At 69.9% G+C, this 23,810-nt stretch carries 22 protein-coding genes; 7 read left to right on the forward strand and 15 right to left on the reverse strand.

Annotated elements, in window-relative coordinates:
* Nucleotides 1–6: 6 nt before the first annotated feature.
* Nucleotides 7–471, reverse strand: a complete 465-nt coding sequence (locus K244_RS0103755) for a RidA family protein (RefSeq protein WP_020184908.1) — start codon at nucleotides 469–471, stop codon at nucleotides 7–9.
* Between the two features lie 197 nt (nucleotides 472–668).
* On the opposite strand from K244_RS0103755, the gene K244_RS0103760 reads away from it, so the two are divergent.
* Nucleotides 669–1,529 carry a cell envelope integrity EipB family protein gene (locus K244_RS0103760; RefSeq protein ID WP_020184909.1) on the forward strand — a complete coding sequence of 287 codons (861 nt, stop codon included), beginning with the start codon at nucleotides 669–671 and terminating at the stop codon, nucleotides 1,527–1,529.
* 144 nt (nucleotides 1,530–1,673) lie between these two features.
* Here K244_RS0103760 and K244_RS0103765 read toward each other — a convergent pair whose 3' ends face one another.
* Both K244_RS0103765 and K244_RS0103770 read right to left on the reverse strand, forming a co-directional pair.
* The gene (locus K244_RS0103765; RefSeq protein WP_020184910.1) at nucleotides 1,674–2,954 is read right to left on the reverse strand and encodes a DNA polymerase IV; all 1,281 of its coding nucleotides are present in this window, start codon (nucleotides 2,952–2,954) and stop codon (nucleotides 1,674–1,676) included.
* A gap of 10 nt (nucleotides 2,955–2,964) precedes the next feature.
* Entirely contained in the window at nucleotides 2,965–3,261 is a 297-nt protein-coding gene (locus K244_RS0103770) for a DUF3572 domain-containing protein (RefSeq protein ID WP_020184911.1), read from the reverse strand.
* A gap of 161 nt (nucleotides 3,262–3,422) precedes the next feature.
* Here K244_RS0103770 and K244_RS0103775 point away from each other — a divergent pair, with 161 nt between their 5' ends.
* The 3 genes from K244_RS0103775 to K244_RS0103785 are packed head-to-tail and all read left to right on the forward strand — an operon-like array spanning nucleotide 3,423 to nucleotide 5,405.
* Entirely contained in the window at nucleotides 3,423–3,794 is a 372-nt protein-coding gene (locus K244_RS0103775; RefSeq protein ID WP_024816295.1) for a response regulator, read from the forward strand.
* A gap of 14 nt (nucleotides 3,795–3,808) precedes the next feature.
* Nucleotides 3,809–5,182, forward strand: coding sequence for a PleD family two-component system response regulator (locus tag K244_RS0103780; protein ID WP_020184913.1), 1,374 nt, complete (start codon nucleotides 3,809–3,811; stop codon nucleotides 5,180–5,182).
* 37 nt (nucleotides 5,183–5,219) lie between these two features.
* Nucleotides 5,220–5,405: a hypothetical protein gene (locus K244_RS0103785; RefSeq protein WP_020184914.1), complete on the forward strand. Its 186-nt coding sequence runs from the start codon at nucleotides 5,220–5,222 to the stop codon at nucleotides 5,403–5,405.
* A gap of 62 nt (nucleotides 5,406–5,467) precedes the next feature.
* On the opposite strand, the gene rpmG is transcribed toward K244_RS0103785, so the two are convergent.
* Nucleotides 5,468–5,635, reverse strand: coding sequence for a 50S ribosomal protein L33 (gene rpmG, locus K244_RS0103790; protein ID WP_020184915.1), 168 nt, complete (start codon nucleotides 5,633–5,635; stop codon nucleotides 5,468–5,470).
* A gap of 81 nt (nucleotides 5,636–5,716) precedes the next feature.
* Complete coding sequence (locus tag K244_RS0103795) at nucleotides 5,717–6,892, reverse strand: MFS transporter (protein ID WP_024816296.1); 1,176 nt, start codon at nucleotides 6,890–6,892, stop codon at nucleotides 5,717–5,719.
* A gap of 239 nt (nucleotides 6,893–7,131) precedes the next feature.
* On the opposite strand from K244_RS0103795, the gene K244_RS0103800 reads away from it, so the two are divergent.
* The gene (locus K244_RS0103800; RefSeq protein WP_020184917.1) at nucleotides 7,132–8,412 is read left to right on the forward strand and encodes a hypothetical protein; all 1,281 of its coding nucleotides are present in this window, start codon (nucleotides 7,132–7,134) and stop codon (nucleotides 8,410–8,412) included.
* A 167-nt stretch (nucleotides 8,413–8,579) separates the two neighbouring features.
* Here K244_RS0103800 and K244_RS0103805 read toward each other — a convergent pair whose 3' ends face one another.
* The 9 genes from K244_RS0103805 to lptF form a co-directional block, all read right to left on the reverse strand.
* On the reverse strand, nucleotides 8,580–9,314 hold the full coding sequence (locus K244_RS0103805; RefSeq protein WP_020184918.1) for an NUDIX hydrolase: 735 nt from the start codon (nucleotides 9,312–9,314) through the stop codon (nucleotides 8,580–8,582).
* Nucleotides 9,311–9,763 carry a DUF983 domain-containing protein gene (locus tag K244_RS0103810; RefSeq protein ID WP_020184919.1) on the reverse strand — a complete coding sequence of 151 codons (453 nt, stop codon included), beginning with the start codon at nucleotides 9,761–9,763 and terminating at the stop codon, nucleotides 9,311–9,313. The genes K244_RS0103805 and K244_RS0103810 overlap by 4 nt, the downstream gene beginning before the upstream one ends.
* A complete protein-coding gene (rnr, locus tag K244_RS0103815; RefSeq protein ID WP_020184920.1) occupies nucleotides 9,760–12,120 on the reverse strand; it encodes a ribonuclease R in 2,361 nt (786 codons plus the stop codon). Before rnr ends, K244_RS0103810 begins: the two co-directional genes overlap by 4 nt.
* A 63-nt stretch (nucleotides 12,121–12,183) precedes the next feature.
* Complete coding sequence (gene rsmA / locus K244_RS0103820; protein ID WP_020184921.1) at nucleotides 12,184–13,029, reverse strand: 16S rRNA (adenine(1518)-N(6)/adenine(1519)-N(6))-dimethyltransferase RsmA; 846 nt, start codon at nucleotides 13,027–13,029, stop codon at nucleotides 12,184–12,186.
* Complete coding sequence (gene pdxA / locus K244_RS0103825; protein WP_020184922.1) at nucleotides 13,026–14,048, reverse strand: 4-hydroxythreonine-4-phosphate dehydrogenase PdxA; 1,023 nt, start codon at nucleotides 14,046–14,048, stop codon at nucleotides 13,026–13,028. Before pdxA ends, rsmA begins: the two co-directional genes overlap by 4 nt.
* Before the next feature lies 1 nt (nucleotide 14,049).
* Nucleotides 14,050–14,994 carry a SurA N-terminal domain-containing protein gene (locus K244_RS0103830; protein WP_020184923.1) on the reverse strand — a complete coding sequence of 315 codons (945 nt, stop codon included), beginning with the start codon at nucleotides 14,992–14,994 and terminating at the stop codon, nucleotides 14,050–14,052.
* A gap of 113 nt (nucleotides 14,995–15,107) precedes the next feature.
* Complete coding sequence (locus K244_RS0103835) at nucleotides 15,108–17,588, reverse strand: LPS-assembly protein LptD (RefSeq protein WP_020184924.1); 2,481 nt, start codon at nucleotides 17,586–17,588, stop codon at nucleotides 15,108–15,110.
* Between the two features lie 50 nt (nucleotides 17,589–17,638).
* Nucleotides 17,639–18,739 (reverse strand): LPS export ABC transporter permease LptG, encoded by a 1,101-nt coding sequence (lptG, locus tag K244_RS0103840; protein ID WP_024816297.1) that lies wholly within the window; start codon nucleotides 18,737–18,739, stop codon nucleotides 17,639–17,641.
* Between the two features lie 14 nt (nucleotides 18,740–18,753).
* On the reverse strand, nucleotides 18,754–19,887 hold the full coding sequence (lptF, locus tag K244_RS0103845) for an LPS export ABC transporter permease LptF (RefSeq protein ID WP_020184926.1): 1,134 nt from the start codon (nucleotides 19,885–19,887) through the stop codon (nucleotides 18,754–18,756).
* Between the two features lie 215 nt (nucleotides 19,888–20,102).
* Here lptF and K244_RS0103850 point away from each other — a divergent pair, with 215 nt between their 5' ends.
* Together K244_RS0103850 and K244_RS0103855 are read left to right on the forward strand one after the other, a co-directional pair.
* On the forward strand, nucleotides 20,103–21,611 hold the full coding sequence (locus K244_RS0103850) for a leucyl aminopeptidase (protein WP_020184927.1): 1,509 nt from the start codon (nucleotides 20,103–20,105) through the stop codon (nucleotides 21,609–21,611).
* A 149-nt stretch (nucleotides 21,612–21,760) separates the two neighbouring features.
* Nucleotides 21,761–22,204, forward strand: a complete 444-nt coding sequence (locus K244_RS0103855; RefSeq protein ID WP_020184928.1) for a DNA polymerase III subunit chi — start codon at nucleotides 21,761–21,763, stop codon at nucleotides 22,202–22,204.
* 230 nt (nucleotides 22,205–22,434) lie between these two features.
* Here K244_RS0103855 and K244_RS0103860 read toward each other — a convergent pair whose 3' ends face one another.
* Entirely contained in the window at nucleotides 22,435–23,652 is a 1,218-nt protein-coding gene (locus K244_RS0103860) for a TIGR03862 family flavoprotein (RefSeq protein WP_020184929.1), read from the reverse strand.
* Nucleotides 23,653–23,810 lie beyond the last annotated feature (158 nt).

The following is a 23,810-nucleotide window of genomic DNA, read 5'->3' on the forward strand; positions in this document are numbered from 1 at the left end:
GGGCCCTCAGGCGATTTCGATGACTGCTTCGACCTCGACGGCCGCGCCGAACGGCAGCGCCGCGACGCCGACGGCGGAGCGGGCGTGGCGGCCCTTGTCGCCGAGGGCGGCGACCATGAAGTCGGAGGCGCCGTTGACGACCTTCGGCTGGTCGCCGAAGTCCGCCGTGGAGGCGACGAAGCCGACGAGCTTCACCACGCGGACCACGCGGTCGAGATCGCCCAGCACCGCGCGCGCCTGGGCCAGGATGTTGATGGCGCAGAGCTTCGCGGCCTCCTGCGCGTCTTCGATCGAGACGCCGGCGCCGAGCGTGCCCTTCAGGGTGAGGCCGTTCGCGTCGATTGGAAGCTGGCCGGAAACGTAGAGGTAGGACCCGGACACGACCGCGGGCACATAGTTCGCCGCCGGCGGATTGGGCGAGGGGAGCGTGACGCCGAGTTCGGCGAGCTTGGCTTCGATCTGTCCGGCCATGGGGCGCAATCTCCGTATCAGGCGAGGTTCGCGCCGGTGTGGCCCAAGGCGCGTCGCGCCGCAAGCGGACATAAGACCCATTTCCGCCACGCTGGCCCGCGATGACGATGACGGCGGCGCATCTCGCGAACCTTCCGTTGCGTTCGCGCCGCGGCGCCGCATGATGACGATGACGTATCGAGCGAGGCTGTCCTCACGTGATCCACCCCATCCGCCCCGTGTTTCTCGCCGCCGCCGCTGCTGCGACCTTCGCGACCGCCGCGCCGGCGCTCGCCGAACCGACGCTCGCGCCCCACCGGGCGGTCTACGAGCTGAAGCTTCGCGAGACCCGAGGCTCCTCCAGCGTGGACCAGATCCGCGGCCGGATCGTCTACGAGTTCACCGGAGCTCCGTGCGAGGGCTACGCGCTGTCGTTCCGGCAGGTGACCGAGATCGGCAACAGCGAGGGGGAGACCAACGTCTCCGACCTGCGCTCCGCCACCTGGGAGGACGGGGCGGCCAAGAGCTTCCGCTTTACGGCTCAGAACTACCTCAACCAGCAGCTCGAGAAGGACACCGACGGACGCGCCGAGCGCGGCGCCGACGCGCTCAAGGTGACGATCTCGAAGCCCGAGAAGTCCGACAAGGGCTTCGGCGAGGAGACGCTGTTCCCGACCGAGCACCTGCGCAAGATCCTCGAGGCGGCCGAGCGCGGCGACAAGCTGCTGTCCGCCGCGGTCTACGACGGCTCCGAAGACGGCGACAAGGTCTACGACACGCTCACCGTGATCGGAAAGCCGGAGACCGCGGAGCCCGCGAACCTCGAGGCCGCCGCCAAGACGCCGGAGCTGGCGAAGGCGACCCGCTGGCCGGTGTCGGTGAGCTACTTCGAGCGGGGCAAGGCGCCCGACGGCGACGATAAGAAGGACAGCGGTGGGGAGCAGACGCCGATCTACGCCATGAGCTTCGACCTCTACGACAACGGCGTCAGCCGGGCGATGAAGATCGATTACGGCGACTTCGTCCTCGACGGCGAGCTCAAGGAGCTGAAGTTCCTGAAAGCGACGGTCTGCAAGTAAAAAGCCTCGGCCTCGTGTCCCGGCCTTGAGCCGGGACCCCGACCCCCGGCGTCGACGAACCTGACCCTCGGCTCTCGCGGCGCCTCGTTTGGCGATCGGTATGTTTCTAGGTCCCGGCTCAAGGCCGGGACACGAGCGCGGGTTTCATCCTCGCGGGGGTCGCTTGGCGAAGGCGCGTTCGACCGACTCGCGGCCGAAGCGGGCGCGCAGGGTCGCGACCGCGGCCTCGACCGCCGCGAGCTTTTCCGTGCGGTCGTCGACGAGGTCGCGTGGGTCGGCCAGCGCTTCCGGCGCGAGCTCCGACACCGCGACGCCGATCAGGCGGAACGGCGTGCCATCCGCCTCGCGCGTCAGGAGCGCCTGCGCCGTCTCGAAGATGCGGCCGGCGAGCCGCGTCGGGGCGGGCAGGGCTTGGGCGCGGGTGCGCAGCCGGAAGTCGGCGGTCTTGAGCTTCAACGTCACGGTCTGCCCCGCGATGCCGTCCGCCCGCAGGCGATCCGCCACTTTCTCGCTCAGGCGGAACAGGTGAGGCGCGAGGTCTTCGAGACGCGCGACGTCGCTGTCGAAGGTCGTCTCGGCGCCGACGCTCTTGCGCTCGCGGTCCGGGGTGACCTTGCGGTCGTCCCGGCCGAACGCGAGGCGCGAGAGGCGCAGGCCGCCGTCGCCGTAACGCCGCGCGAGGTCGCGCGGCTCCGCGCGCTGCAGGTCGCCGATCGTGCGCAGGCCGTCGCGCGTCAGCGTCTCGGCGAAGGCCGGGCCGACGCCCCAGAGGAAGCCCACGGGCCGCGGCGCGAGGAAGGCCGGCGCCTCTTCGATCGAAAGCGCCGCGAATCCGCGCGGCTTGTCGAGGTCGGACGCGATCTTGGCGAGGAACTTGTTGGAGGCGAGGCCCACCGACACCGAGATGCCGACGTCGCGCTCCACCTCCTGCGCGAAGCGCGCCAGGACGAGCGCCGCGGGGGCGCCGTGCAGCGCCTCGGTGCCGGAGAGGTCGAGGAAGGCCTCGTCGATCGACAGCGGCTCGACAAGTGGGGTGAGCGCCTGCATCTTGGCCCGCACCGCGCGGCTGGCCTCGACGTACTTCGCGAAGTTCGGCTTGATGACGACCGCGTCCGGGCAGAGCTTGAGCGCCTTGAACATCGGCATCGCGGACTTCACGCCATGGATGCGCGCGACGTAGCAAGCTGTTGAGACGACGCCGCGTTTTCCGCCGCCTATGATGACCGGACGGTCAGCGAGGCTGGGGTCGTCCCGCTTCTCCACGGTTGCGAAGAAGGCGTCGCAGTCGACATGCGCGATGCTCATCCGCCCGAGGTCGGGGTGCCGCGCGATCCGCGGGCTGCCGCAGGCGCGGCACCGCGGCGCTGATCCAGCGAGCGTGAGGCAGTCCCGGCAGAAGGCGAAGGGGGCGGGAGGCGCGCCCATCGGTCCGTCCTCAGGTCGATCGGTCGTAGGCGACGCCGCCGAGGGCCGCGCGGGCGCGGGACACGCGCTCAGGCTCCGTCCCCTGCGACCCGGCGAAGGCGACGAGCAGCGTCTCGTCGGCCAGCACGTAGTCGAGCACGGCCGGCAGGAAGCCGGGATCGGCGGCGGCGGCGCGCACGCCGCTCGGATCGAGCCCCGACAGCGCCAGGAACCGACCGAGGCGCTCGGGGTCGGACGCGAGAAAGCCGAGCGCCGCGGCGGCGAGGTCGAGAGCGGCGTCCGCCGTTGGGTGCTGAAGCTGTTTCATGCTGAGCGTTCGCGTTTTCTCAAGGAATCTTCTGTAACATTTTGCGAAATATGAAGAGGCCGTCGCCGTTTCGCGAGGACATCGTTCCGTCCGAGACGACAGCCGGCCCGGACGGCGTCGAACCCGCGCAATGTCGCGCGGGCGGGGAGTACAGGGTCATCATGCCGAAGACCGTCCTGATCGTGGAGGACAACGAGCTCAATATGAAGCTCTTCCACGATCTTCTCGAAGCGCATGGGTATGCGACGCTCGAGACCCGCAACGGAATCGAGGCGCTCGAACTGGCGCGCGAGCACCATCCCGACCTGATCCTCATGGACATCCAGCTGCCGGAGGTCTCCGGCCTCGACGTGACGCGCTGGCTGAAGGAGGACGAGCGCACGCGGGCGATCCCCGTGATCGCGGTCACCGCCTTCGCCATGAAGGGCGACGAGGAGCGCATCCGGGGCGGCGGCTGCGAGGCCTATCTGTCGAAGCCGATCTCCGTCGCGAAGTTCCTCGAGACCGTCCGTCATTACCTCGGCGATTCCTAGGGAGCGCTGAAGCCGTGACCGCCCGGATCCTCGTCGTCGACGACGTGCCCGCCAACCTGAAGCTGCTCGAAGCGCGTCTGACCGCCGAGTACTTCGAGGTGATGACCGCCACGAACGGGACCGAGGCGCTTGAGATCTGCGCCCGGGCGCAATGCGACGTCGTCCTGCTCGACGTAGTCATGCCGGGTCTCGACGGCTTCGAGGTCTGCCGCCGGCTCAAGGCGGACCCGAAGACGCACCACATCCCGGTGATCATGGTGACGGCGCTCGACCAGCCGGCGGACCGCGTCCGCGGGCTCGAGGCCGGCGCCGACGATTTCCTGACGAAGCCGGTGGCCGACGTCGCGCTGCTCGCGCGGATCCGTTCGCTCGCTCGGCTGAAGATGCTCGGAGACGAGCTCCGCCTGCGCGCCCAGACGACCCGCGAGATCGGGATGACCGACGCGCTGGTCGAGGCGATGGCGGACGACGGCCTCCACGGGCGAGTGCTGCTCGTCGACGACCGCGACAGCTCGCAGTCCCGCATCGCGATGGCGCTCGCCTCTGGGCAGTCGGTCTCGTCGGAGCCCTCGCCGCACGAGGCGCTGTTCCGGGCGGCGGAGGGCGAGTTCGACCTGATGATCGTCGCGCTGGAGCTGCGCGATTTCGACGCCCTGAGGCTCTGCGCGCAGGTCCGCTCGCTTGAGCGCACCCGGATGCTGCCGATCCTGTTGGTCGCGGACCACGACCAGACGGCCCGCGTGATCCGCGGGCTCGAGGTCGGCGTGAACGACTATCTGCTGCGCCCGCTCGACGCCAACGAGCTCGTGGCGCGCGTCCGCACCCAGATCCGCCGCAAGCGCTACACCGAGCGCCTGCGCTCGAACCTGCGGGAGAGCATGGCGCTCGCCATCACCGACGGGCTGACCGGCCTGCACAACCGGCGCTACATGGAGATGCATCTCCAGAGCCTGCTCGACCAGGCGACCGCGCGCGACCGGCCGCTGTCGGCGCTGGTCGTGGACATCGACTTCTTCAAGCGGGTGAACGACACCCACGGCCACGACGCCGGCGACGAGGTCCTGCGCGAGTTCGCGGCGCGCCTCAAGGCCAGCGTCCGCGGCATCGATCTCGCCTGCCGGCTGGGCGGCGAGGAGTTCGTCGTGGTCATGCCGGAGACCGACGCCAAGGTCGCGCAGCTGGTCGCGGAGCGCATCCGGCGCCGCATGGCGGGGGACCCGTTCCGGATCGCGCGGGGCGCGCGCGCCATCGACGTCACCGCCTCGATCGGCGTCGCGAGCTTCGACGTCGCGATCGACGACGCGGCCTCGCTGCTGAAGCGGGCCGACGTCGCGCTCTACCGGGCGAAGAGCGAAGGCCGCAACCGCGTGGTCGCCGACGCGGCGTGAGGCTGTCCGCGCGGCTCGGGTCTGCTAACGATCGCGCATGGACCTCATCCGGCTCTTCACCCGACTCGCGCTCATGGCGCGCCGCCGCCAATCGACCGAGCGCCTGATCATGATCGGCGTCGTGCTGGCGCTGTGCCTTGCGGTCGCGGGCCTGCAGTGGCTCGGCCTCGCGCCGGACTGGATGACCGCCACGCGGCCCGGCCGGCTGCTGCACGGGCTCTGAAACGCAAAAGGCGCCCCGGAGGGCGCCTTGTCGCGAAGCCTCGAAGCGACTTCAGGCCAAGATCACTTGATCTTGGTCTCCTTGAAATCGACGTGCTTCTTCGCGACCGGATCGTACTTCTTGAGCACCATCTTCTCGGTCTTGGTGCGGGAGTTCTTGCTGGTCACATAAAACACGCCGGTGTCGGCGGTGCTCAGCAGCTTGATCTTGATGTTGGCGGCTTTCGCCATGGCGTTGACCTCGTGCGGGCGGGCGCGCGAAACGCCAGCGTCTGAATGTGAGGGCGCAACCTACTCAGGCGCGGCCTTGTGTCAAGACGGCGCGCGCACGCGCCAGGCCGCGACGACGGCGAAAACGCCCATCAGCACGGCGATCGCGGCCGGCGCGCCGTAAGGCGGCCACAGGTCGAAGCCCACGCCCAGCACCGGCGGGCCGGCGATCAGGCCGCACGAGTACATCACCACGAAGGCCGCATTGGCGGTCGCGAGGTCGGTCCCCGAGAACCGCGCGCCCAGGTGGGCGAGGGCGACGGTGTAGAGCCCGCACACGACGCCGCCCCAGAGCGCGACCACCGCGTAGAGCAGCGGGGCCGAGGCGCCGGCCAGGGGAATCGCCAGCGCGCCGAGGAAGCCGATGACGCCGATCGCGAGCAGCAGCTTGCGGCGGTCCATCCGGTCGCTCAGCAAGCCGAGGGGGATCTGCAGCAGCACGTTGCCGACCTCCATCGCGGTCACCAGCAGGGCGGCGGTGGTGGCCCCGAAGCCCAGTTGGACGCCGTAGAGCGGCAGGAAGGCGAAGGCTCCGGTCTCGACCGCGCCGAAGATGAAGGCGGAGAGCGTGGCGACCGGCGCGAGCGCCAGGAAGAACAGGACGCCCCGGCCCTTCTCGGCGCGCTCCAGCGGCGGGGCGGAGCAGCCTGCGAACAGCAGCGGGCCGGCCGCGACCACGAACAGCGCGGCGCAGGTCAGGTAAGGCGCGAGCGAATCCATGCCGACGCCGGCCAAGATCAGTGGCCCCGCGCCGAGGCCGACCGACAGCGCGGTGACGTAGACGCCCATCACCAGCCCGCGCGACTGCGCGGGGGCGAGCGCGTTGATCCAGAACTCCGACAGCACGAACATGATGGCGAGCGACACGCCGAAGGCGAACCGCAGCGGGAACCAAGCCCAGAACGGCTGGATGAAGGCGAAGCCCAGGATCGCGGCGGCGCCGATGGCGAGGGCCAGGAACAACGTCGGCCGTACGCCGAGCCCCGCCGCGAGGCGCGGAATGAAGGGCGCCACCGCGACCGTCGCGACGCCGCCCATGGCGGTGTTCAGCCCGATCATGGCCCCGCTCGCGCCGCGGCGCTCCATGGCGAAGGACAGCAGCGGAATCGACAGGCTGAGCCCGACGCCCACGAGCGACACGCAGGCGATCGCCACCGTGATGCCGATCCTGCGGTCGCGTGGCGTGAAGTCGGCGAGGGGGTCTGCGACGGCGGTCATGGCCGGGCGGACAAAGCACAGGCTGGCCGGAAGCGCCACTGCCCACGCTCCGACCGCGCCCGGCGAGCGACCGCAGGCAGAAAATAGCGATTGACTGGAAGGATTATTTTGGACCTAGATTGGACTTGTCGCGCAGGTCGAACGGCGTCGGGGGGCGCTGTTCCGGGGCTCCGCCGCAAGCGCCGCCGAGGCGGGACGCGGGCGGCCGGGACCGGCGCACCACAAGGGGGACTAAGATCATGACACTCATCCGCATCGCCGGGGCGGGCGCTCTGGCGTTCGCCTGCGGTCTGGCGACGGCGCCTGCCAGCGCCAACATTCTGATCCAGCAGACGACGGTCAACGGCTTCAAGGTCGACCGCTACAGCTGGCTCGATTCCAAAGGCCGCAAGCGCTCCGTGTCGCTGAAGCGCGAGGGCGAGGGCAACGCCGGGCATGGCGGCTACGCCGTTCAGTTCACCTACCAGTACCTCGCAAACGGCGTCTGGAAGACGATGAGGGCCAATCCGCCGTCGTCGGCCGAGGGCTTCGGCTACTTCGTGTCGCACGAGCGCTACCGCGACTTCTCGGACAACACGCAGGACACGATCGCCGGCAAGATCTTCGGCAAGGACGACTCGCCGCTCGGGCGGGGCTTTGCGGCGACCCGGGTCCCGCTCTCGACCTCGACGCCGAAGAAGGCCGCGATCCAGTATCAGGTGAGCTATCCCCGCTACGGCACGGTCAACGCGACGACGCTCAACCCGAACACGGGCGGCGATTCGCCCAAGCTGCCGCTGACGGCGGCTTCCTACGCGCTCTATCAGCTGCCGGTGCGGATCACCTGGTACTTCGAAGAGGGCAAGGACCACCCGCGCATCCGGACGCAGGTGATGCTCGACAACCTCCCGGGCGCGAACCGCGCGAGCTTCGATCTCCGCGGACCGTACGGCGCGCTCAACTTCGACGGCGCGACGCCCGGTCCGATCAAGCAGGTGCTCTGGGGCGACCGGTTCCAGTTCCGGACGCTCACCACGCCGTTGACCCGAAACTCCACCTGGACCTGGGAAACCGCGAACAAGGGTTCGCGCTACTCCGTGCTGACCGCGGAAGGGTTCGAGATGGGGCTCGTCGAGCCGCGGCCCTACAGCAGCACGCGCACCCGCCAAGGCTACGCCGACGGCCGCGGGATCACGTCGACGACGTACAACGGCGGCAACGGCTGCCCCTTCCAGGCGCAGAAGATTCCCTGCGACTACGAGTGGCCCTACCAGTCGGCTCAGTACGAGCTGCCCTACAACAACGCCAACGCCACCACGACGAGCAAGAAGACGGCCTGGGGTTCGACGGCCTACTACGGCATGTCGATCAATCAAGTCTACGACACGTCGACGACCTCGCAGCCCTTCGACGGCTTTCCGGCGGGCGGCACGCTGAGCTACGACGTCTGCGTGGTCCTGGACAGGACGGTGTCCGGCACGGTGACCAAAGCGCTCGCCAACGCCAAGGATGACTACAACTGCGCGGATGGGGTTCGCTGACGCCAGAAGGCCAGCTCCGTCCTCGTGTCCCGGCCTCGAGCCGGGACCCAGAACCCAGAACCACCGGGCGTTCCGAAGAAGACGGTTGATGGCGGTCGGAACGTCATGCCGGTCGCCCACGAGTCTCTGGGTCCCGGATCAAGTCCGGGACACGAGCCTGCGCTGACCTAGAGGTACGCGCGTTCGGACTTGGAGCCCTGGCGGTAGAACGGCACCGGCAGGTCGCGCTCCAGGCCCTCATCCATCCGGCGGGCGAGATCGTCGATCACGATGCGGGTGATCGCCGGCAGGTCCAGCGCGCGGGCTTCGGAGAGCGACACCCACACCAGCTCGACCAATTCGGCGTCGGCCGTGACGATCCCGTCCACCTTCGCCGTCACTAGGCTGGCGTCGCCTGCGAAGAAGCGGGTGTCGAAGCGCTTTGGCCGGCCGGGGGGCGTGATGGCGCGGGCGACGAAGTGCAGGCCCTCGAGCGAGGGGAACACGTCGGCGTCCGCAAACGGCTTCCAGGCCTCGCCGCGGGGCGCGAAGGCGCCGGTCTCGGTCTCGCCGATCAGCAGGCCGGTCTCCTCCGCGAGCTCGCGGATCGCCGCGAGGCCGTAGGCGCGGGCGCGGGTGATCGACGGGCGCTGGACGCCCGCCTGCAGGCGGCGCTCCACGTGCGGCGCGTAGGCGCCGGCGATGTTGACGCGGCCGTCCTCCGGCTCCACGCGCCCGCCGGGAAACACGTATTTGCCGGGCATGAAGCGCACGCCCTCGTGGCGCTTGCCCATCAGCAGCTTCGGCTCTGACGCCTGCCGGTCCACCAGGATGATGGTCGCGGCGTCCTTCGGCACGAGTCGGGGGGCGGAGGCCTTCGCCGGCGCGGCTTCGGCGACCTGCTCGGCGCCGCCGTCGCTCACGGGCGGCTCTCCGGCTTGAGCCCGCCGTCCGCGAGATGGGCGCTGTCGTCCTCGCCTCCGAAACCGTGCATGCGCAGGGCCCACTGCAGCCCCACCAGCGCGCCCTTCACGGGCGGCAGCAGGGCGAGCGACAAGATGATCGTGAGCGGCATCCAGAGCACGAGATGCACCCAGATCGCGGGCTTGTAGGCCACCTCCACCGCGAGCAGCCCCGCGACGACGACGTGGGCGACGATGGTGATGACGACATAGGGCGGCGCGTCGTCGGCGCGCTGGTGATGCAACTCCTCGCCGCAGCTTTCGCAGGCGTCGACCACCTTGAGATAGGCCCGGAACATCCGGCCCTCGCCGCAGGCCGGGCAGCGCAGCATCAGCCCTCGTCCCATGGAGCGGGCGACGGGGCGGCTTTCCTCGGTCCCGCCGCCCGCGATCGTGACCTGTGCGCTCATGAACGGCGTCCCTTGCCCGACTTCGACGGCGGCTTCTTCGGCCCTGACTTAGGCCCTTTCGGACCAGGTTTCGAGGGGCGCGCCGTCGCCGCGGCCCGGCGCAGGCCGCGCTTGCCGCGGCCGGCGGGGCGCGCGGCGCGTCCCTCGGACAGCATCTCGAACCGGAGCGCGCCGGCGACCGGCGCCGCCTCCACGAGCTTCACCTCGACCGTGTCGCCCAGCCGGAAGCTCTCGCCCGTGGCGCTGCCGGTGAGCGCACGGGCCGCCTCGTCGTGCACGAAGTAGTCGTTGCCGAGCGAGCCGATCGGCACGAAGCCGTCGGCGCCGGTCTCGGCCAGCTTCACGAACAGGCCGGAGCGGGTGACGCCCGCGATGCGGCCGGTGAAGGTCGCGCCCACGCGGTCGGCCAGGAAATGCGCGATCAGCCGGTCGACCGTCTCGCGCTCCGCCGCCATGGCGCGCCTCTCGGCCGCCGAGATGCGCGCGCCGATCTCGCCCAGCGTCTCGGGCGTCGCCGTCTCCGGCAAGCCGTCGGAGCCGAGCTCGAGCGCCCGGATCAGCGCCCGGTGCACGATCAGGTCGGCGTAGCGCCGGATCGGCGAGGTGAAGTGGGCGTAGCGGCGCAGGTTCAGGCCAAAGTGGCCGTAGTTCTCGGAGGCGTACTCCGCCTGCGCCTGGGTGCGCAGCACCACCTCGTTGACGAGGCTCGCGTTTTCGGAGCCCTCGACCTTGCCCAGAATGCGGTTGAACGCGGCCGGCCGCAGGTTTCCGGACTGGGGAAACTCGATGTCGAGCGTCGCCAGCAGCTCCCGCAGCGCCGTCAGCTTCTCGATCGAGGGCGCGTCGTGGACGCGGTAGACCAGCGGCGTGCGCTTGGTCTCCAGCGTCTCGGCGGCGGCGACGTTCGCCTGAATCATGAACTCCTCGATCAGCCTGTGGGCGTCGAGGCGGGGCGGCACGATCACGCGGTCGACCGTCCCGTCCGGCTTCAGCACCAGCTTCCGCTCGGGGAGATCGAGGTCCAGCGGCCCGCGCGCGTCACGGGCGGCCTTCAGCGAGGCGTAGGCGGCCCAAAGCGGCTTAAGCACCGGCTCCAGCAGCGGGCCGGTGGCGTCGTCCGGCGCGCCGTCGATCGCGGCCTGCGCCTGGCTGTAGGAGAGCTTGGCCGCCGACTTCATCATGATGCGGTGGAAGGAGTGGCGGAGCTTGCGTCCGTCCTTGCCGACAACCATCCGCACCGCCAGCGCCGGCCGGTTCTCCTTCTCCCGCAGCGAGCAGAGGTCGTTGGAGATGCGCTCGGGCAGCATCGGCACCACGCGGTCGGGGAAATAGACCGAGTTGCCGCGGTCGAGCGCCTGGAGATCGAGCGCCGAGCCCGGCCGGACATAGGCCGCGACGTCGGCGATCGCGACGGTGACGATGTGGCCGCCGGCGTTGGTCAGGTCCGGGTCCGGCTCGGCGTGGACTGCGTCGTCGTGGTCCTTGGCGTCGGCGGGATCGATGGTGAGAAGCGGCAGCCCGCGCCAGTCCTCGCGCCCCTTCATGGTGGCTTCCCGCGCGGCCTCAGCCTCTGCCAGCGCCTCGCGGGGGAAGACGTGCGGGATGGCGTGGGTGTGGATCGCGATCAGGCTCACCGCCTTCTCGCTGGTGAGCGAGCCGAGGCGCTCGCGCACGCGGGCCGCCGGCAAGCCGTAGCGGCCCTGCTTGACGATCTCGGCGGCGATCAGGTCGCCGTCCTTGGCGCCGTCGGTCGCGTCGGCCGCGATCGCGAGCTCCTTGCCGGCGTCGCGCTTGGAGACCGGCACCAGCCGGCCGGAGCCGTCGGGCAGCGCGCGGAAGATGCCGAGCACGCGCGCGGATGGCTTGGACAGGATCTTGATGACGCGGCCCTGGTGGGTCGGGCCGCCGGGGTCGATGTCGCCGAGCGGCTCGGCGCGCATCAAGATGCGGTCGCCGACGCCGGGCGCGAGTCCGGGCTTGCGGCCGCGGGTCGGCACGTCGACAAGGATCACCGGGGCGGGGCCGAACTCGTCCTCGTCCCAGTCCGCGGGCTTGGCGAGCAGGTCGCCGTCGCGGTCGCGGCCGGTGACGTCGGCGAGCACGACCGAGGGCAGGTGGCCCGCCGTGCCGATCTGCTTGCCGCGCCGGTCGAGCACCCGCTCCGATTCGAGCTCGGCCAGCATCTGCTTCAGCTCGATCCGTCCCTCGCCGGTGATGCGGAAGGCGCGGGCGATCTCGCGCTTGCCGACCTTGCCGCCCTCGGCCTTGATGAAGGCGACGAGTTCGTCGCGCGAGGGCAGGCCGCGCGGCAGGGCGGGCTTCGGAGCTTTCGGGGGAGCAGGAATTTTACGGGCCAAGGCGGTCCCTTGCGGCGTGGAGGGTCGACGGACCCTATACGATTTCAAACGCGGCGCGCAGGTTCAGCCCCGCGTCGCCTCGAACGCCCGCGCCAGCGCGACGAAGCCCTCCACGGGGATCTCCTCGGCCCGGCGGGTGGGCTCGACGCCGGCGGCTGCCAGCAGAGCCGCGGCGTCGCCCAGGCTCTTGAGGCTCTGGCGCAGCATCTTGCGGCGCTGCCCGAAGGCGGCCTGCGTCACGGCCTCCAGCGCGCGAATGGGGCAGGGCAGCGGCGTCTCGCGCGGCGTGAGCCGCACCACCGAGGACGTGACCTTGGGCGGCGGCGTGAAGGCCTGCGGGCCGACGTCGAACGCGATCCGCGCCTCGCAGCGCCAGCCGCAGAGCACGCCGAGACGGCCGTAGGCGTCGTCGCCGGCCTGCGCCACGATGCGCTCCGCCACCTCGCGCTGGAACATCAGCGTCAGCCCGTCCCACCACGGCGGCCAGCGGTCGGCGGCGACCCAGCCGATCAGCAGCGGGGTCGCGACGTTGTAGGGCAGGTTCGCGACCACCCGCGCCGGTCCGTCCCCGACCAGCGCCGCCATGTCGACCTCCAGCGCGTCGCCGGAGATGACGTCGAGCCGGCCGGGATAGCGCGCCGCGATCTCGGCCAGCGCGCCCAGCGCCCGCGTGTCCTTCTCGATCGCGATGACGCGCTTCGCGCCCTCGGCCAGCAGGCCTCGCGTGAGGCCGCCGGGGCCGGGGCCGACCTCGACCACGGTCACGCCCTCCAGCCGTCCGCCGGTGCGGGCGATGCGGGCCGTGAGGTTGAGGTCGAGCAGGAAGTTCTGGCCGAGCGACTTCTTGGCGGCGAGGTCGTGGCGGGCGATGACGTCGCGGAGCGGCGGCAGGTCGTCGATCGCGCTCACGCGAGCGCGGGCTCGCGGGCGAGGCGGCGGGCCAGCGTCAGCGCGCTCGCCAGGCTATCGGGGTTCGCCGTGCCCGTGCCGGCGATGTCGAAGGCCGTGCCGTGGTCCGGCGAGGTGCGCACGAACGGCAGGCCGAGGGTGACATTCACCGCGCGGTCGAAGGCCAGCGTCTTCACCGGGATCAGCGCCTGGTCGTGGTACATGCAGATCGCGACGTCGTAGCGGGCGCGGGCGGCGGCGTGGAACAGAGTGTCCGCCGGGTGCGGCCCGGTGGCCATGACGCCCTCGGCCTTCAGCCGGCGCACGGCGGGCGCGACGATCGCGTCGTCCTCGAAGCCCAGCACGCCGTTCTCGCCGGCGTGCGGGTTCAGCCCGGCGACGGCGAGCCGCGGCTCCTCCACGCGGAAACGGCGGCGCATGTCGCGCGCGACGATCCGGGCCGTCTCCACGATCTCCTCCTCAGTGAGGCGCTTGGGCGCTTCGCTCAAGGGGATGTGCACCGTGACGGGGACGACCGCGATCTCCTCGGCCCAGAGCAGCATGACGGCGCGGCAGGGCGCGCCCCACAGGCTCTCGGCCAGCGCGCCGAGGTACTCGGTGTGACCGGGGTGAGGAAAACCGGCTTCGACCAGCGGAGCCTTCGCGATCGGGGCGGTGACCAGCGCGCCGCAGCGGCCGGCGTGCACCAGTTCGACCCCGTGGCGGATGGCGCCGATGACCGTGGGCGCGTCGCGGACATCGGGGTGGCCGGGCTCCGCGACGCAGCGTTCGCCGATCGGCGTGACGGGAAAACGGTCCGCGAACAGCGCGGGCGCGGCCTCGGGCTCCGCCTCGACCACCGCCACGTCGAGCCCGATCAGCTTCGCGCGCGCCGCGAACAGCGCGGGATCGCCGATCGCGACGAAGGCGGGCACGTCGCGCATCTTGCGCGCGGCCCACAGCATGAGCGCAATCTCGGGGCCGACGCCCGCGGGCTCGCCCTGGCTGAGGGCGAGCGGGACGTCGACGAGACCAGTCATTCTACCCGCGGACTTCGATGATCGCGCGGCTCTTGAGCTGCTCGAGGTACTTCTTGGACTGCTCTTCGGCCTGCTTGCTGCCGAGCTCCTCGGCCGCCTGGCGCCGGATCATGCTGTCGTCGGCGATGTCTTTGCGCTCGCAGATCGCGATCATCTCGACGCCCTGCTCGCTGCGCTCCGGCGAGGTCAATCCGCCGACCTTCACCTTGGCGAGGTTGTCGGAAATCGGTTTGCCGAGCTGCGCGGTGGAGCGCGTGATCGGCTCCTTCACCGCCACGTCGCGCAGGCTGGAGGCGAACTGAACCGCCTGCTCGCAGCCGGGGAAGCGTCCGCGGGCGGCGTTGGCCTCGGCCCGGCGCTGATTGACCTGCGCGTCGGAGGCGTTCTTCGGCAGCACGAACACCACCTGGCGCAGGGTGTATTGCGTCGCGCGGTTGTCCGGCTTGCCGGTCGCCCCGACGCTCGAGGCGATGTCTTTCTCCCGGGCGGCGATCTGCGCCGCGAACTTGCGGCGCACAAGCTGGGCCCAGGAGATCTCGGCCTTGAGCCGGTCCTTCAGCGTGCGCGCGGGCACGCCGCGCTGGCCGATCGCCTGGGTGAACTGGGCGGGCGACAGCTTGGTGCGCTGGGCGATCGAGGCGAAGGCGGCCTCGACCTGCTCGTCGCTCACGACCATGTTGTAGCGCTTGGCCTCGGTGAGCTTCAGCTTCTCGTCGATCAGCTCCTGGCGGGCCGCCGCCACGGAACCGCCCTTGCCGCCGCCAGCGAGGTTCATCAGGGCGACGCGGCCCGTCACTTCGCTCGACAGGATCGGCTGGCCGTTCACCACGACCGCGATCGACTGGGCCGCAGCGGGCAGGGCGGCGCCGGCAAGCGCCGCGCCGACGACGGCGGGAAGGACGAGCCGGCGAAGGCGGGAGCGCAGGGGACGAGGATGCGAAAGCATGGACGTCGGGTTCCGTTTCGTCGGGCGGACGCCTGGAGTCGCGGCCGCGGCTGTCATGCGGCGGTCTTTTTCTCCGCCGCCGGGCGGCCCGTCAACCGTCGTGAACGGCCGGATCAGTTCTCGCCGTCGAAAACATCGCTCGACCGGCTGGTCGAGACGCTGGCCGAACCCAGCGTCCGGAAGTCGACGCGCAACAGGAACTTGTGATCGATGCTGTCGAGCCGCTTCGTGCTGGTGTCGATGTCGTACTCGCGGATGTAGTCGAACGCGAGATTGATGCAGTCCTCGATGTTGTTGACGCCGAAGCCGATCTGGCTCTTGTCGAACTCGTTGCGGTCGAAGTTGTAGCGGGCGCCGCCGCCGACATAGAGGTCCTTGGTGACAAACACGCGCGCGCCGGCCAGCACGCCTTCGCGGATGTCGTCGTAGCCGAGCTCCGGCTGCTTGTCGTAGCGGCCGTAGGACAGGTTGCCCTGGAAACGGCCGAGCGTCGCGCGACCTTCGACTTCGGCGGCGCGCACGGCGAAGCTCTTCTCGTCGAACCGGAAGTGCGTCGCCATCGCGAAATTCTTGACCGGCACGAAGGTCGCGCCGGCGACGTAGTCGGAGCGCGTCGTGTCCAGCCCGGACTGCAATCCAGCGCGGGTTACGTCCTGGTCGCCGTTCGCAAAGGAGTTCTGGCCGAACAGATGGTAGGACTGGCCGCCCATCACATTGAACGATGCCCCGCCAGCCGTGGTCAGCGTGTAGGACAAGCCGACGTTGGCGCGGCTGCCGCCTTCGATGCGGTCGAAGCCGGAGAACTTGTTCCACGAGAACAGCGTGGTGTCGTCAAACATCAGGCTCTGGGCGTCTTCGTTGGCGAAGTCGCCGATGTGGGTCTCGTTCGGCCGCAGGATGATCTGCGCGATCGGCTCGATCTGATGCGTGCCGAGGCTGTTCATCGCGATGAACGGATAGCGATACTCCAGGCCGACGCCGCCCATGCCGCGGAGGAAGGCCTCCTGGCCGTCGTCGAGGAACGGCCCGACCCGGGCCGAGGAGTCCGGGTTCGAATAGATCAGGTCGCCGCGCAGGAAGGCGAAGGGCGTCCACACCTGACCGATCGGGTCGACATAGCGCTTGCGCCATTCGGTGTCGACGGAGAGGCGGCTGTAGGTTCCTGCGGCGCCGATCAGCGCCACGTCGCTGAACGAGCCGACGCCCAGCCGGCCGCGGCGGAACTCGTTGTCGTCGCGGTAGAGGCTGGTGGCGTTGACGTTGAACGCCAGCTCGCCGCCGTAGACGGGGTTCTCGAACACGTAGTTGTAGTCGAGCACCGGCGCGACGTTCGGCAGGCGATCCTGCTGATCGTACCGGGTCATGCCGTAGAAGTGGTAGCCGCGCAAATCGAAGTAGCTGCGGTCGCCCTGGCCCGTGAGATAGAGCGTCGAGACGGCTTCGCGGCTCCTGCCCCAGAGGTCGTAGTCGCCGCGCACCCACTTGTCGGAATAGAGCGCGACGTCCCAGCCCCATTTCCACTTGTCGTTGATGGCGAACTCGCCATCGGACTGGAAGGTCCAGCGGTTGTCCTTGTCGCCCGGCCCGACCGTCAGGCTGTTGGGGTTCGACTCGTCGAGCTTGTCGTCGAACTGATCGCTGTCGAGCTGGTGGATGCCGGCCGCCCGAATCTTGTAGGCGCCGTCGATGAGGCGGTGACGGAACTCGCCCTTCAGCATCACGCCCTGCTTGGACGTGATGATCGGGGCGATGGTGGCGTCCATGTTCGGCGCGATCGCCCAGAAGTAGGGCGTCTCGATCGAATAGCCGATGTCGCCCGACTGACCGTAGGACGGCGCGAGGAAGCCGGACTTCCGCTTCACCGACGGATCGGGATGCGAGAAGAACGGCAGCCAGGCGATCGGGTAGCCGTAGAGCTCGAAGGTGGCGTCTTCGTAATAGACCATCTTCTCGTCTTCACGGAAGATGATGCGCTTCGCCTTGATCTGCCACAGCGGCGGCTTCTCGGGATTGTCCCGGCACGGCTCGCAGGCGGTGTAGACGGCGCGGTCGAACACCGAGAGCTTGCCGCCTTCGCGACGGCCGCGGGCGGCGGCGAGCCGCGCGTTGTCGGTGGTCTGCACACGGATCGACTCGATGAAGCCGTCGCGGAGATCGTCGCTGAGATCGGCGGCGTTCGTGTAGACGATGGTGCCGTCGCGCTCGGTCAGCTTGACGTTGCCCGTGGCGCGGACGCGGTTCGCCTTCTGGTCGTAGGCGACTCGGTCGGCCTGCACGGCTCGGCCATCGTAATAGATGTCCACGGAGCCGACCGCCGTCACGACCTCGTTGTTGAAGTCGTAGACGAGCTCCTTCGCCTCCATCAGCATCCGCGCGTTCGGGTCGCGGCGGGCGGCCGTATAGCGGTCGACGACGGCGCCGTTCGAGGACGGGCGGTCCGACATGAAATTCGGCACGCCGCCCTTGCTGGACCTGCCCGAACTGGGCGCAGCCGGAATGAACTCGTTCGCGTTCTGCGCAAGCGACGGCGTCGCGACGGCGAGCGCGGTCGAGCTAAGAAGCGCGGCGACAAGGAAACGGCCGAGAAGCTGCATCGGTCGGAATGAACTGCCAGATGTGGGAGGGGCGGGGCGCGTCGCCGGCGTCATCCGTCCTCCTGATGCAACAACACGGTGGCGCCCACGAGACATCCAACGACGGCTGGAAGCCATGCCGCCGCGACTGGATTCACAAGGCCCGCCGCCCCCAAATCGTCGGCGAATTCGGTGACGACATAAAGCACGAAGCCCGCACCCACGCCACCGAGAATCGTCCGGGCCACGCCGCCGAACCGGAAGAACCGGAGCGCCACGGTGGCCGCGATCAGCACCATGGCGGTGAGCAACGCTGGACGGGCAAGAAGCTCTTGGAGTTCAAGCCTGTGGCGCAGAGGCGACAGTCCTGCGCGTTCCGCAAGAGCGATGGCGGCGGGAAGGTTCCAGAAGCCCACCATGGTCTTCGCGCCGAGCGTCTCGCGCACCTGCGCCGCCGAGAGATTCGTCGGCAGCCGATAGCGCGCCAGGGACTGCGGCTCCCGCCCCACGGCGATCACCCGCACGTCTTCGAGATCCCAGGCGCCGTCGACCAGCTTGGCGTTGCGCGCCTCGAGGCGCTCGCGGAACTGGCCCTCGGGCGTGAAGCTGAAGACCGTGACGCCGTTCAGCGACACGCCGGAGCTGGCCGCGCTGTTAGCGCGGATCACCGCCTGGCCGTCGATGCTGCGCTGCCGAAGCCAGCGGGCCTGCCCGGAGGATCGACCGACGGATGAGAACAGGCGGGCCTCCATCCGCTCGGCGCGGTCCTGCATGCGCGCGGCGAGGGGGTTGAAGGCCAGCGTGGAGACCACGCCGACGCCGATCGCGACCGCGACGGCGGGTGCTAGGAACTGCCAGGCCGAGACGCCGCTCGCCCGCGCCACCACGAGCTCGAGCCGACGGCTGAGCATGACAAAGGCGCCCATCGCGCCGAACAGGGTCGCGAACGGCAGCACGCGCTCGATGATCGCAGGGGTCCGGTGCAGCGACAGATTGGCGATCGCCGTGATCGAGGCGCCGCCGCCACGGGCGTCGCCCGCGCGGCGCAGGAGCTCGACGAAATCGACGACGAACACGAGCAGGATCGTGGCGAGGATGACGCCGAGAATCGAGAGCGCGACCTTGCGCGCGAAGTAGCGCGACAGCGTCCCGGTGAGCGCGCCGACGGGCATGGCGAGCGAGCCGGTCACGCGCCGGCCGCGGCGGCGAGGGGGGAGGAGACGGGCGGGGCCGGCGACCGCGGTCTGCGCCCGAAGGCGAGCCAGAGCGCCGCAGCGCCGGCGCCGATCGGGAGACCGTAGACCGCAAGCGCGGCGTAGGGCGTGGCGACCAGCAGGTTGGTGGCTCCGAGGCCCGCGATCCGCAGCGCCGCCATGGCCGCGATCGCGCCCAGCATGCCGTAGGCCCGCGTCTGACGCGTGGTCCTCGGGCGGCCGATGGCGGCGAAGGCGATCAACATGAACGCGACCGGGTACAAGGGATTGACAAGCCGTTCGTGCAGTTCGGCGCGGAACCGGCCGGGCTGGGCCTGATAGGCCGCGTCGTTCACGTCCGGCGCCGCGAGCTCCGAAGTGTAGCGCTCGCGTGGTTTATAGGATGTGACCTCGCTCAGGCCGGTGAAGGGCGAGAGGTCGAAGGCGTAGCGCTGGAACACGACGATCGCAGGGTCCTTGTCCGGCGCCTCCCGGCGCTGGACCGAGCCGTTCTCCAACACGAGGAAGGTCGAGCCCTGCTCCTCGACGATCTGGCCGCGCTCGGCGAGGTAGGTCACCTCCTGGGGCGCGTCGCGGGTGTCCTGCACGAAGATCCCGAGCAGGGCGCCGCCGCGGCGCTCCCGGACATGGACGACGAGCCCCTGTTCGATCGGCGTGAACTGCCCCTCGCGGAGGATGTTGGCGACGACGTCGGCGCGCACCTGCGTCAGCTGAAACCGCAGCGCCCTGAGCGACTCCGGAATGGCCCAGACGCTCATCAGCCCGACGACGACCGAGACCATCAGCGTCAGCGCCATCAGCGGCCGTAGCAGCCGGGCGGGGCCGACGCCGGCGCCGGACATCACCACCAGTTCGGAATCGGCGTTCAGACGGTTGAGCGACCAGACGGCCGCGCCGAACAGAGCGATCGGCGCGAGGATCACCGAGAGCGAGGGAATGGTGAGCCCCGTGATCAGCAGGAAGATCCAGATCGTCTGGCCCTGCGCGGTCACCACGTCCAGCTCGCGGAGCGCCTGCGTCGTCCAGATCACCGCCGTCAGGATGACGAGGCTCGCGACGAAGGCCTTCGCCGTCAGGCCGAAAATGTAGCGTTCCAGAACCGGCATGCGCTCACGATCGACCGCGCGGCCGCACCTGCTGCGGTCACGAACGCGTCCCGCCGCCACTTCAAAGCCGGTTCGAAGCGAAACGCAAGCGCGCGCCCTGCGCGACGCGGTCGCGGGCGCTTTCATGCGGAGGTCGCGTCGTATAGATGAGGACAACCCAGCGCAGCGCGCGGTCTTCGAGCGCGCGCGAACGCAGTCAAGGAGTGCCGCTTCCGATGTCCAAGAGCTCCGACCAGGCCCGTGGGCCGATCAAGATCGGCTTCCAGAAGCTGAGCGCGGGAGCGAGCGGCGTCGTCGTGGCGCTCGCCGGGCCGGACCTCGCCCTCGGCGCCGCAACCGCTGAGTTCCTCGCGCCGATCCTCGGAACGCTGGGCGCGGCCGCCACCTCGGAGCGCTTCAAGGCCCGCCAGGGCGCCGCCTTCGAGCTGCTGTCGCCGGCGCTGCCCGGCGTCGAGCGCCTGATCGTGGTGGGCCTCGGCGACGGCAAGGAGCCGACCGACTGGGTCAAGCTCGGCGGCCAGATCCGCGGCAAGCTGCCGACCTTCGCGGAAAGCGCCACCGTCCTGCTCGACGCCGTCCCCGGGATCGACGCCGAAGCCGTCTCCGATGTCGCTCTCGGCTTCCGCCTGCGCGGCTACGCCTTCGACCAGTACAAGACTAAGAAGAAGGACGACGACGCGGTCGGCCTCGCCAAGGCCACGTTCGCCGTCGCCGACGAGTCGGCGGCCAAGAAGGCCTGGAAGCTGAAGGAAGGCCTCGCCGAGGGCGTGGAGACCGCCCGCACGCTCGTGAACGAGCCGCCGAACGTGCTGACGCCGAGCGAGTTCGCCCGGCGCGCGCAGGCCTTGGAGAAGCTTGGCGTCGAGGTCGAGATCCTTGGCGAGAAGGAGCTGAAGAAGGCGGGCTTCGGCGCGCTGCTCGCGGTGGGGCAGGGCTCCAGCCAGGAGAGCCGCGTCGCCATCATGCGCTGGAACGGCGCCAAGGACAAAGACGCCCAGCCGGTCGCCTTCGTGGGCAAGGGCGTGATCTTCGACACCGGCGGCATCTCCATCAAGCCGTCGGCCGGCATGGAGGACATGAAGGGCGACATGGCGGGCGCCGCCTGCGTGGTCGGCCTCATGCACGCGCTGGCCTCGCGCAAGGCCAAGGTCAACGTCGTCGGCGCGATCGGCTGCGTCGAGAACATGCCGGATGGAAACGCCTACCGGCCCGGCGACATCGTCACTGGCCTCTCCGGCCAGACCATCGAGATCATCAACACCGACGCCGAAGGGCGGCTCGTGCTGGCCGACGTGCTGTGGCACGTGCAGGACCGCTTCAAGCCGCAGTTCATGGTCGACCTTGCGACGCTGACCGGCGCGATCCTGGTGGCGCTTGGCGTCGACAACGCCGGCCTGTTCTCGAACGACGACCAGCTGTCCGAGCGGCTCTACAAGACCGGCGTGGCCACCGGCGAGAAGGTGTGGCGCATGCCGATGGGCCCCGAGTTCGACAAGCTGATCGATTCGAAGTTCGCCGACATGAAGCAGACCGGCGGCCGCCATGGCGGCTCAATCACCGCGGCCCAGTTCCTGAAGCGGCACGTCAACGACACGCCCTGGGCGCATCTGGACATCGCCGGCACCGGCATGGGCTCGCCGGCCTCCGACATCAACAAGAGCTGGGGTTCGGGCTGGGGCGTGCGCCTGCTCGACCGGCTGGTGAAGGACTACTACGAGGAGTAAGCGCGAGGCGCCGTCACGGCGGGGCTTCATGGGCCGGCTTGACCGGACCATCATCGTCGACGTCGCGTTCGACGTCCGACATGGGTCCTCCGGTCAAGCCGGAGGACGACGCGTCTTGTTCTGGACCGGTTCGCCGAGGGGCCGCGCCTGTGACCGAGATTTTCTTCTACCATCTCACCCGCCAGCCGCTGGACAAGGCGTTGCCGGCGCTGCTCGAGAAATGCCTCGAGCGGAAGTGGAAGGTCGTTGTGCAGGCCTCTGCGCTGGAACGCGTTTCGGCGCTTGACGACGCGCTCTGGACCTACTCCGACGAGAGCTTCCTCCCCCACGGCGCCGACGCCGACGGAGCGGATGAGCCGATCTGGCTGACGACCTCGGACGGCAATCCCAACGGGGCCGCCGTGCGGGTGCTGGTCGACGGCGCCGCGCCTCCGGACCTCGCGCCTTACGAGCGCGCGCTCTTGCTGTTCGACGGGCATGATCCGGAGGCGCTCGACGCCGCGCGCGCGCAGTGGAAGACGCTCAAGGCCGGCGGCCATGCGCTGACCTACTGGCAGCAGGACGACGACGGGCGCTGGCGGAAGAAGGCCTGAGGCGGGACGATCTGAGCCTCAAGGCCCACCCAGAGCTGAGGGAGCGGTGAAGCAAGAGTCGCGATCGTGCCCCGGCCTTGAGCCCGGACCCAGAAACACGACGCTTTCGGGGTGCGTCTGAAGTCTCAAACGCGAACCTGCCGTATCGGCGGGCGTCTGGGTCCCGGTTCAAGGCCGGGACACGAGCGAGGGGGTGCCGGATTGGGGCCTGCGTCCGACCCCTCGCGCTCTCATCCCACGCCTAACTCCGAGCGCGTCCAGGCGACGGCGCCTTCGGCTGCGGCGCGACCGGTCGCGAAACACGCCTGCAGCAGATAGCCGCCGGTCGGCGCCTCCCAGTCCAGCATCTCGCCGGCGACGAACACGCCGGGCCGTCGCGACAGCATGAACCGCTCGTCGAGCCCGTCGAACCGGACGCCTCCGGCGGTCGAGATGGCGCGGGCGAGGCCCTGCGGGGCGATCAGCCGGAGCGGCGTCGCTTTGATCCGCCGCGCGAGCGCCTCCGGCTCACGGGGGAGATCGCCGCCCTCCCGCAGAAGCGCGACGCAGACCGGGGGCAGGCCCGCGGCCTTGCGGAGATGGGTGGACAGCGACCGGTCGCCGCGGCCGGCGCCGAGGCGGCCGGCAAGGTCGGTTTCGACGAGGTCCGGCCGCAGGTCGAGGGTCGCGATCGCGGAGCCGTCTCGCGCGATCGCGTCCCGAAGCGGGGCGGAGAACGCATAGACCAACCCGCCTTCGATCCCGTCGCCGGTGACCAGCGCTTCGCCGCGGCGGGTTTCGCCATCGAACGTCAGGGCGATGCGCTTCAGCGGCTGACCCGCGAAGCGTTCGGCGAAGAAGCTCGACCAGCCGACGCGGAAGCCGCAGTTCGCGGGCGCGAGCGGAGCAACGCCGATCCCGGCCGCCTCAAACGCGCCGGTCCAGCCGCCGTCCGCTCCAAGCCGCGGCCAGCTCGCGCCGCCGAGCGCGAGGACGACGACGTCGGGCCGCGCAGTCTCGGCACCCTCAGGCCCTTCGAAGGTCAACGCGCCGTCGTCGGACCAGCCCGTCCAGCGTCGCCGTAGCGCGAAGGCCACGCCCTGCGCTTCGAGCCGGCGCAACCAGGCCCGGAGCAGCGGCGAGGCCTTCAGCGTCTTCGGAAAGACGTGGCCGCTCGACCCGACGAAGGTCTCGAGCCCGAGGTCCTCGCACCAGCGGACGAGCCGGTCCGGCGGAAAGTCGCGGAGGGCGCGCTCCAGTCGCGGGCGCGCAAGCCCATACCGGTCAAGCAGGCGCTCCAGCGGCTCGGAGTGCGTGAGATTCAGTCCGCCGCGCCCGGCGAGCAGGAACTTTCGCGCAAGCGACGGCATTCGATCGACGATCCGGACGTGCAGCCCGGACGCCGCGAGCGTTTCGGCGGCCATCAGGCCGGAGGGGCCGCCGCCGATGACGAGTGCTTGCGCTGTCATGGAACTTCAGCGTGCGCCAAAGAGGAATCGACTTCCGATCGGTTCGGAAGATAGAAATTCGACTTCGATCCACGTCTGCGCTCGCATCGTGATTCTCGTTTCCTTAAGCTGAGACCGCCTACTTATCTCGATCACTCGGCCCGCGCGACCGTCCCGGC

It is taken from the genome of Methylopila sp. 73B (genome assembly GCF_000526315.1).
Lineage (GTDB): Bacteria > Pseudomonadota > Alphaproteobacteria > Rhizobiales > Methylopilaceae > Methylopila.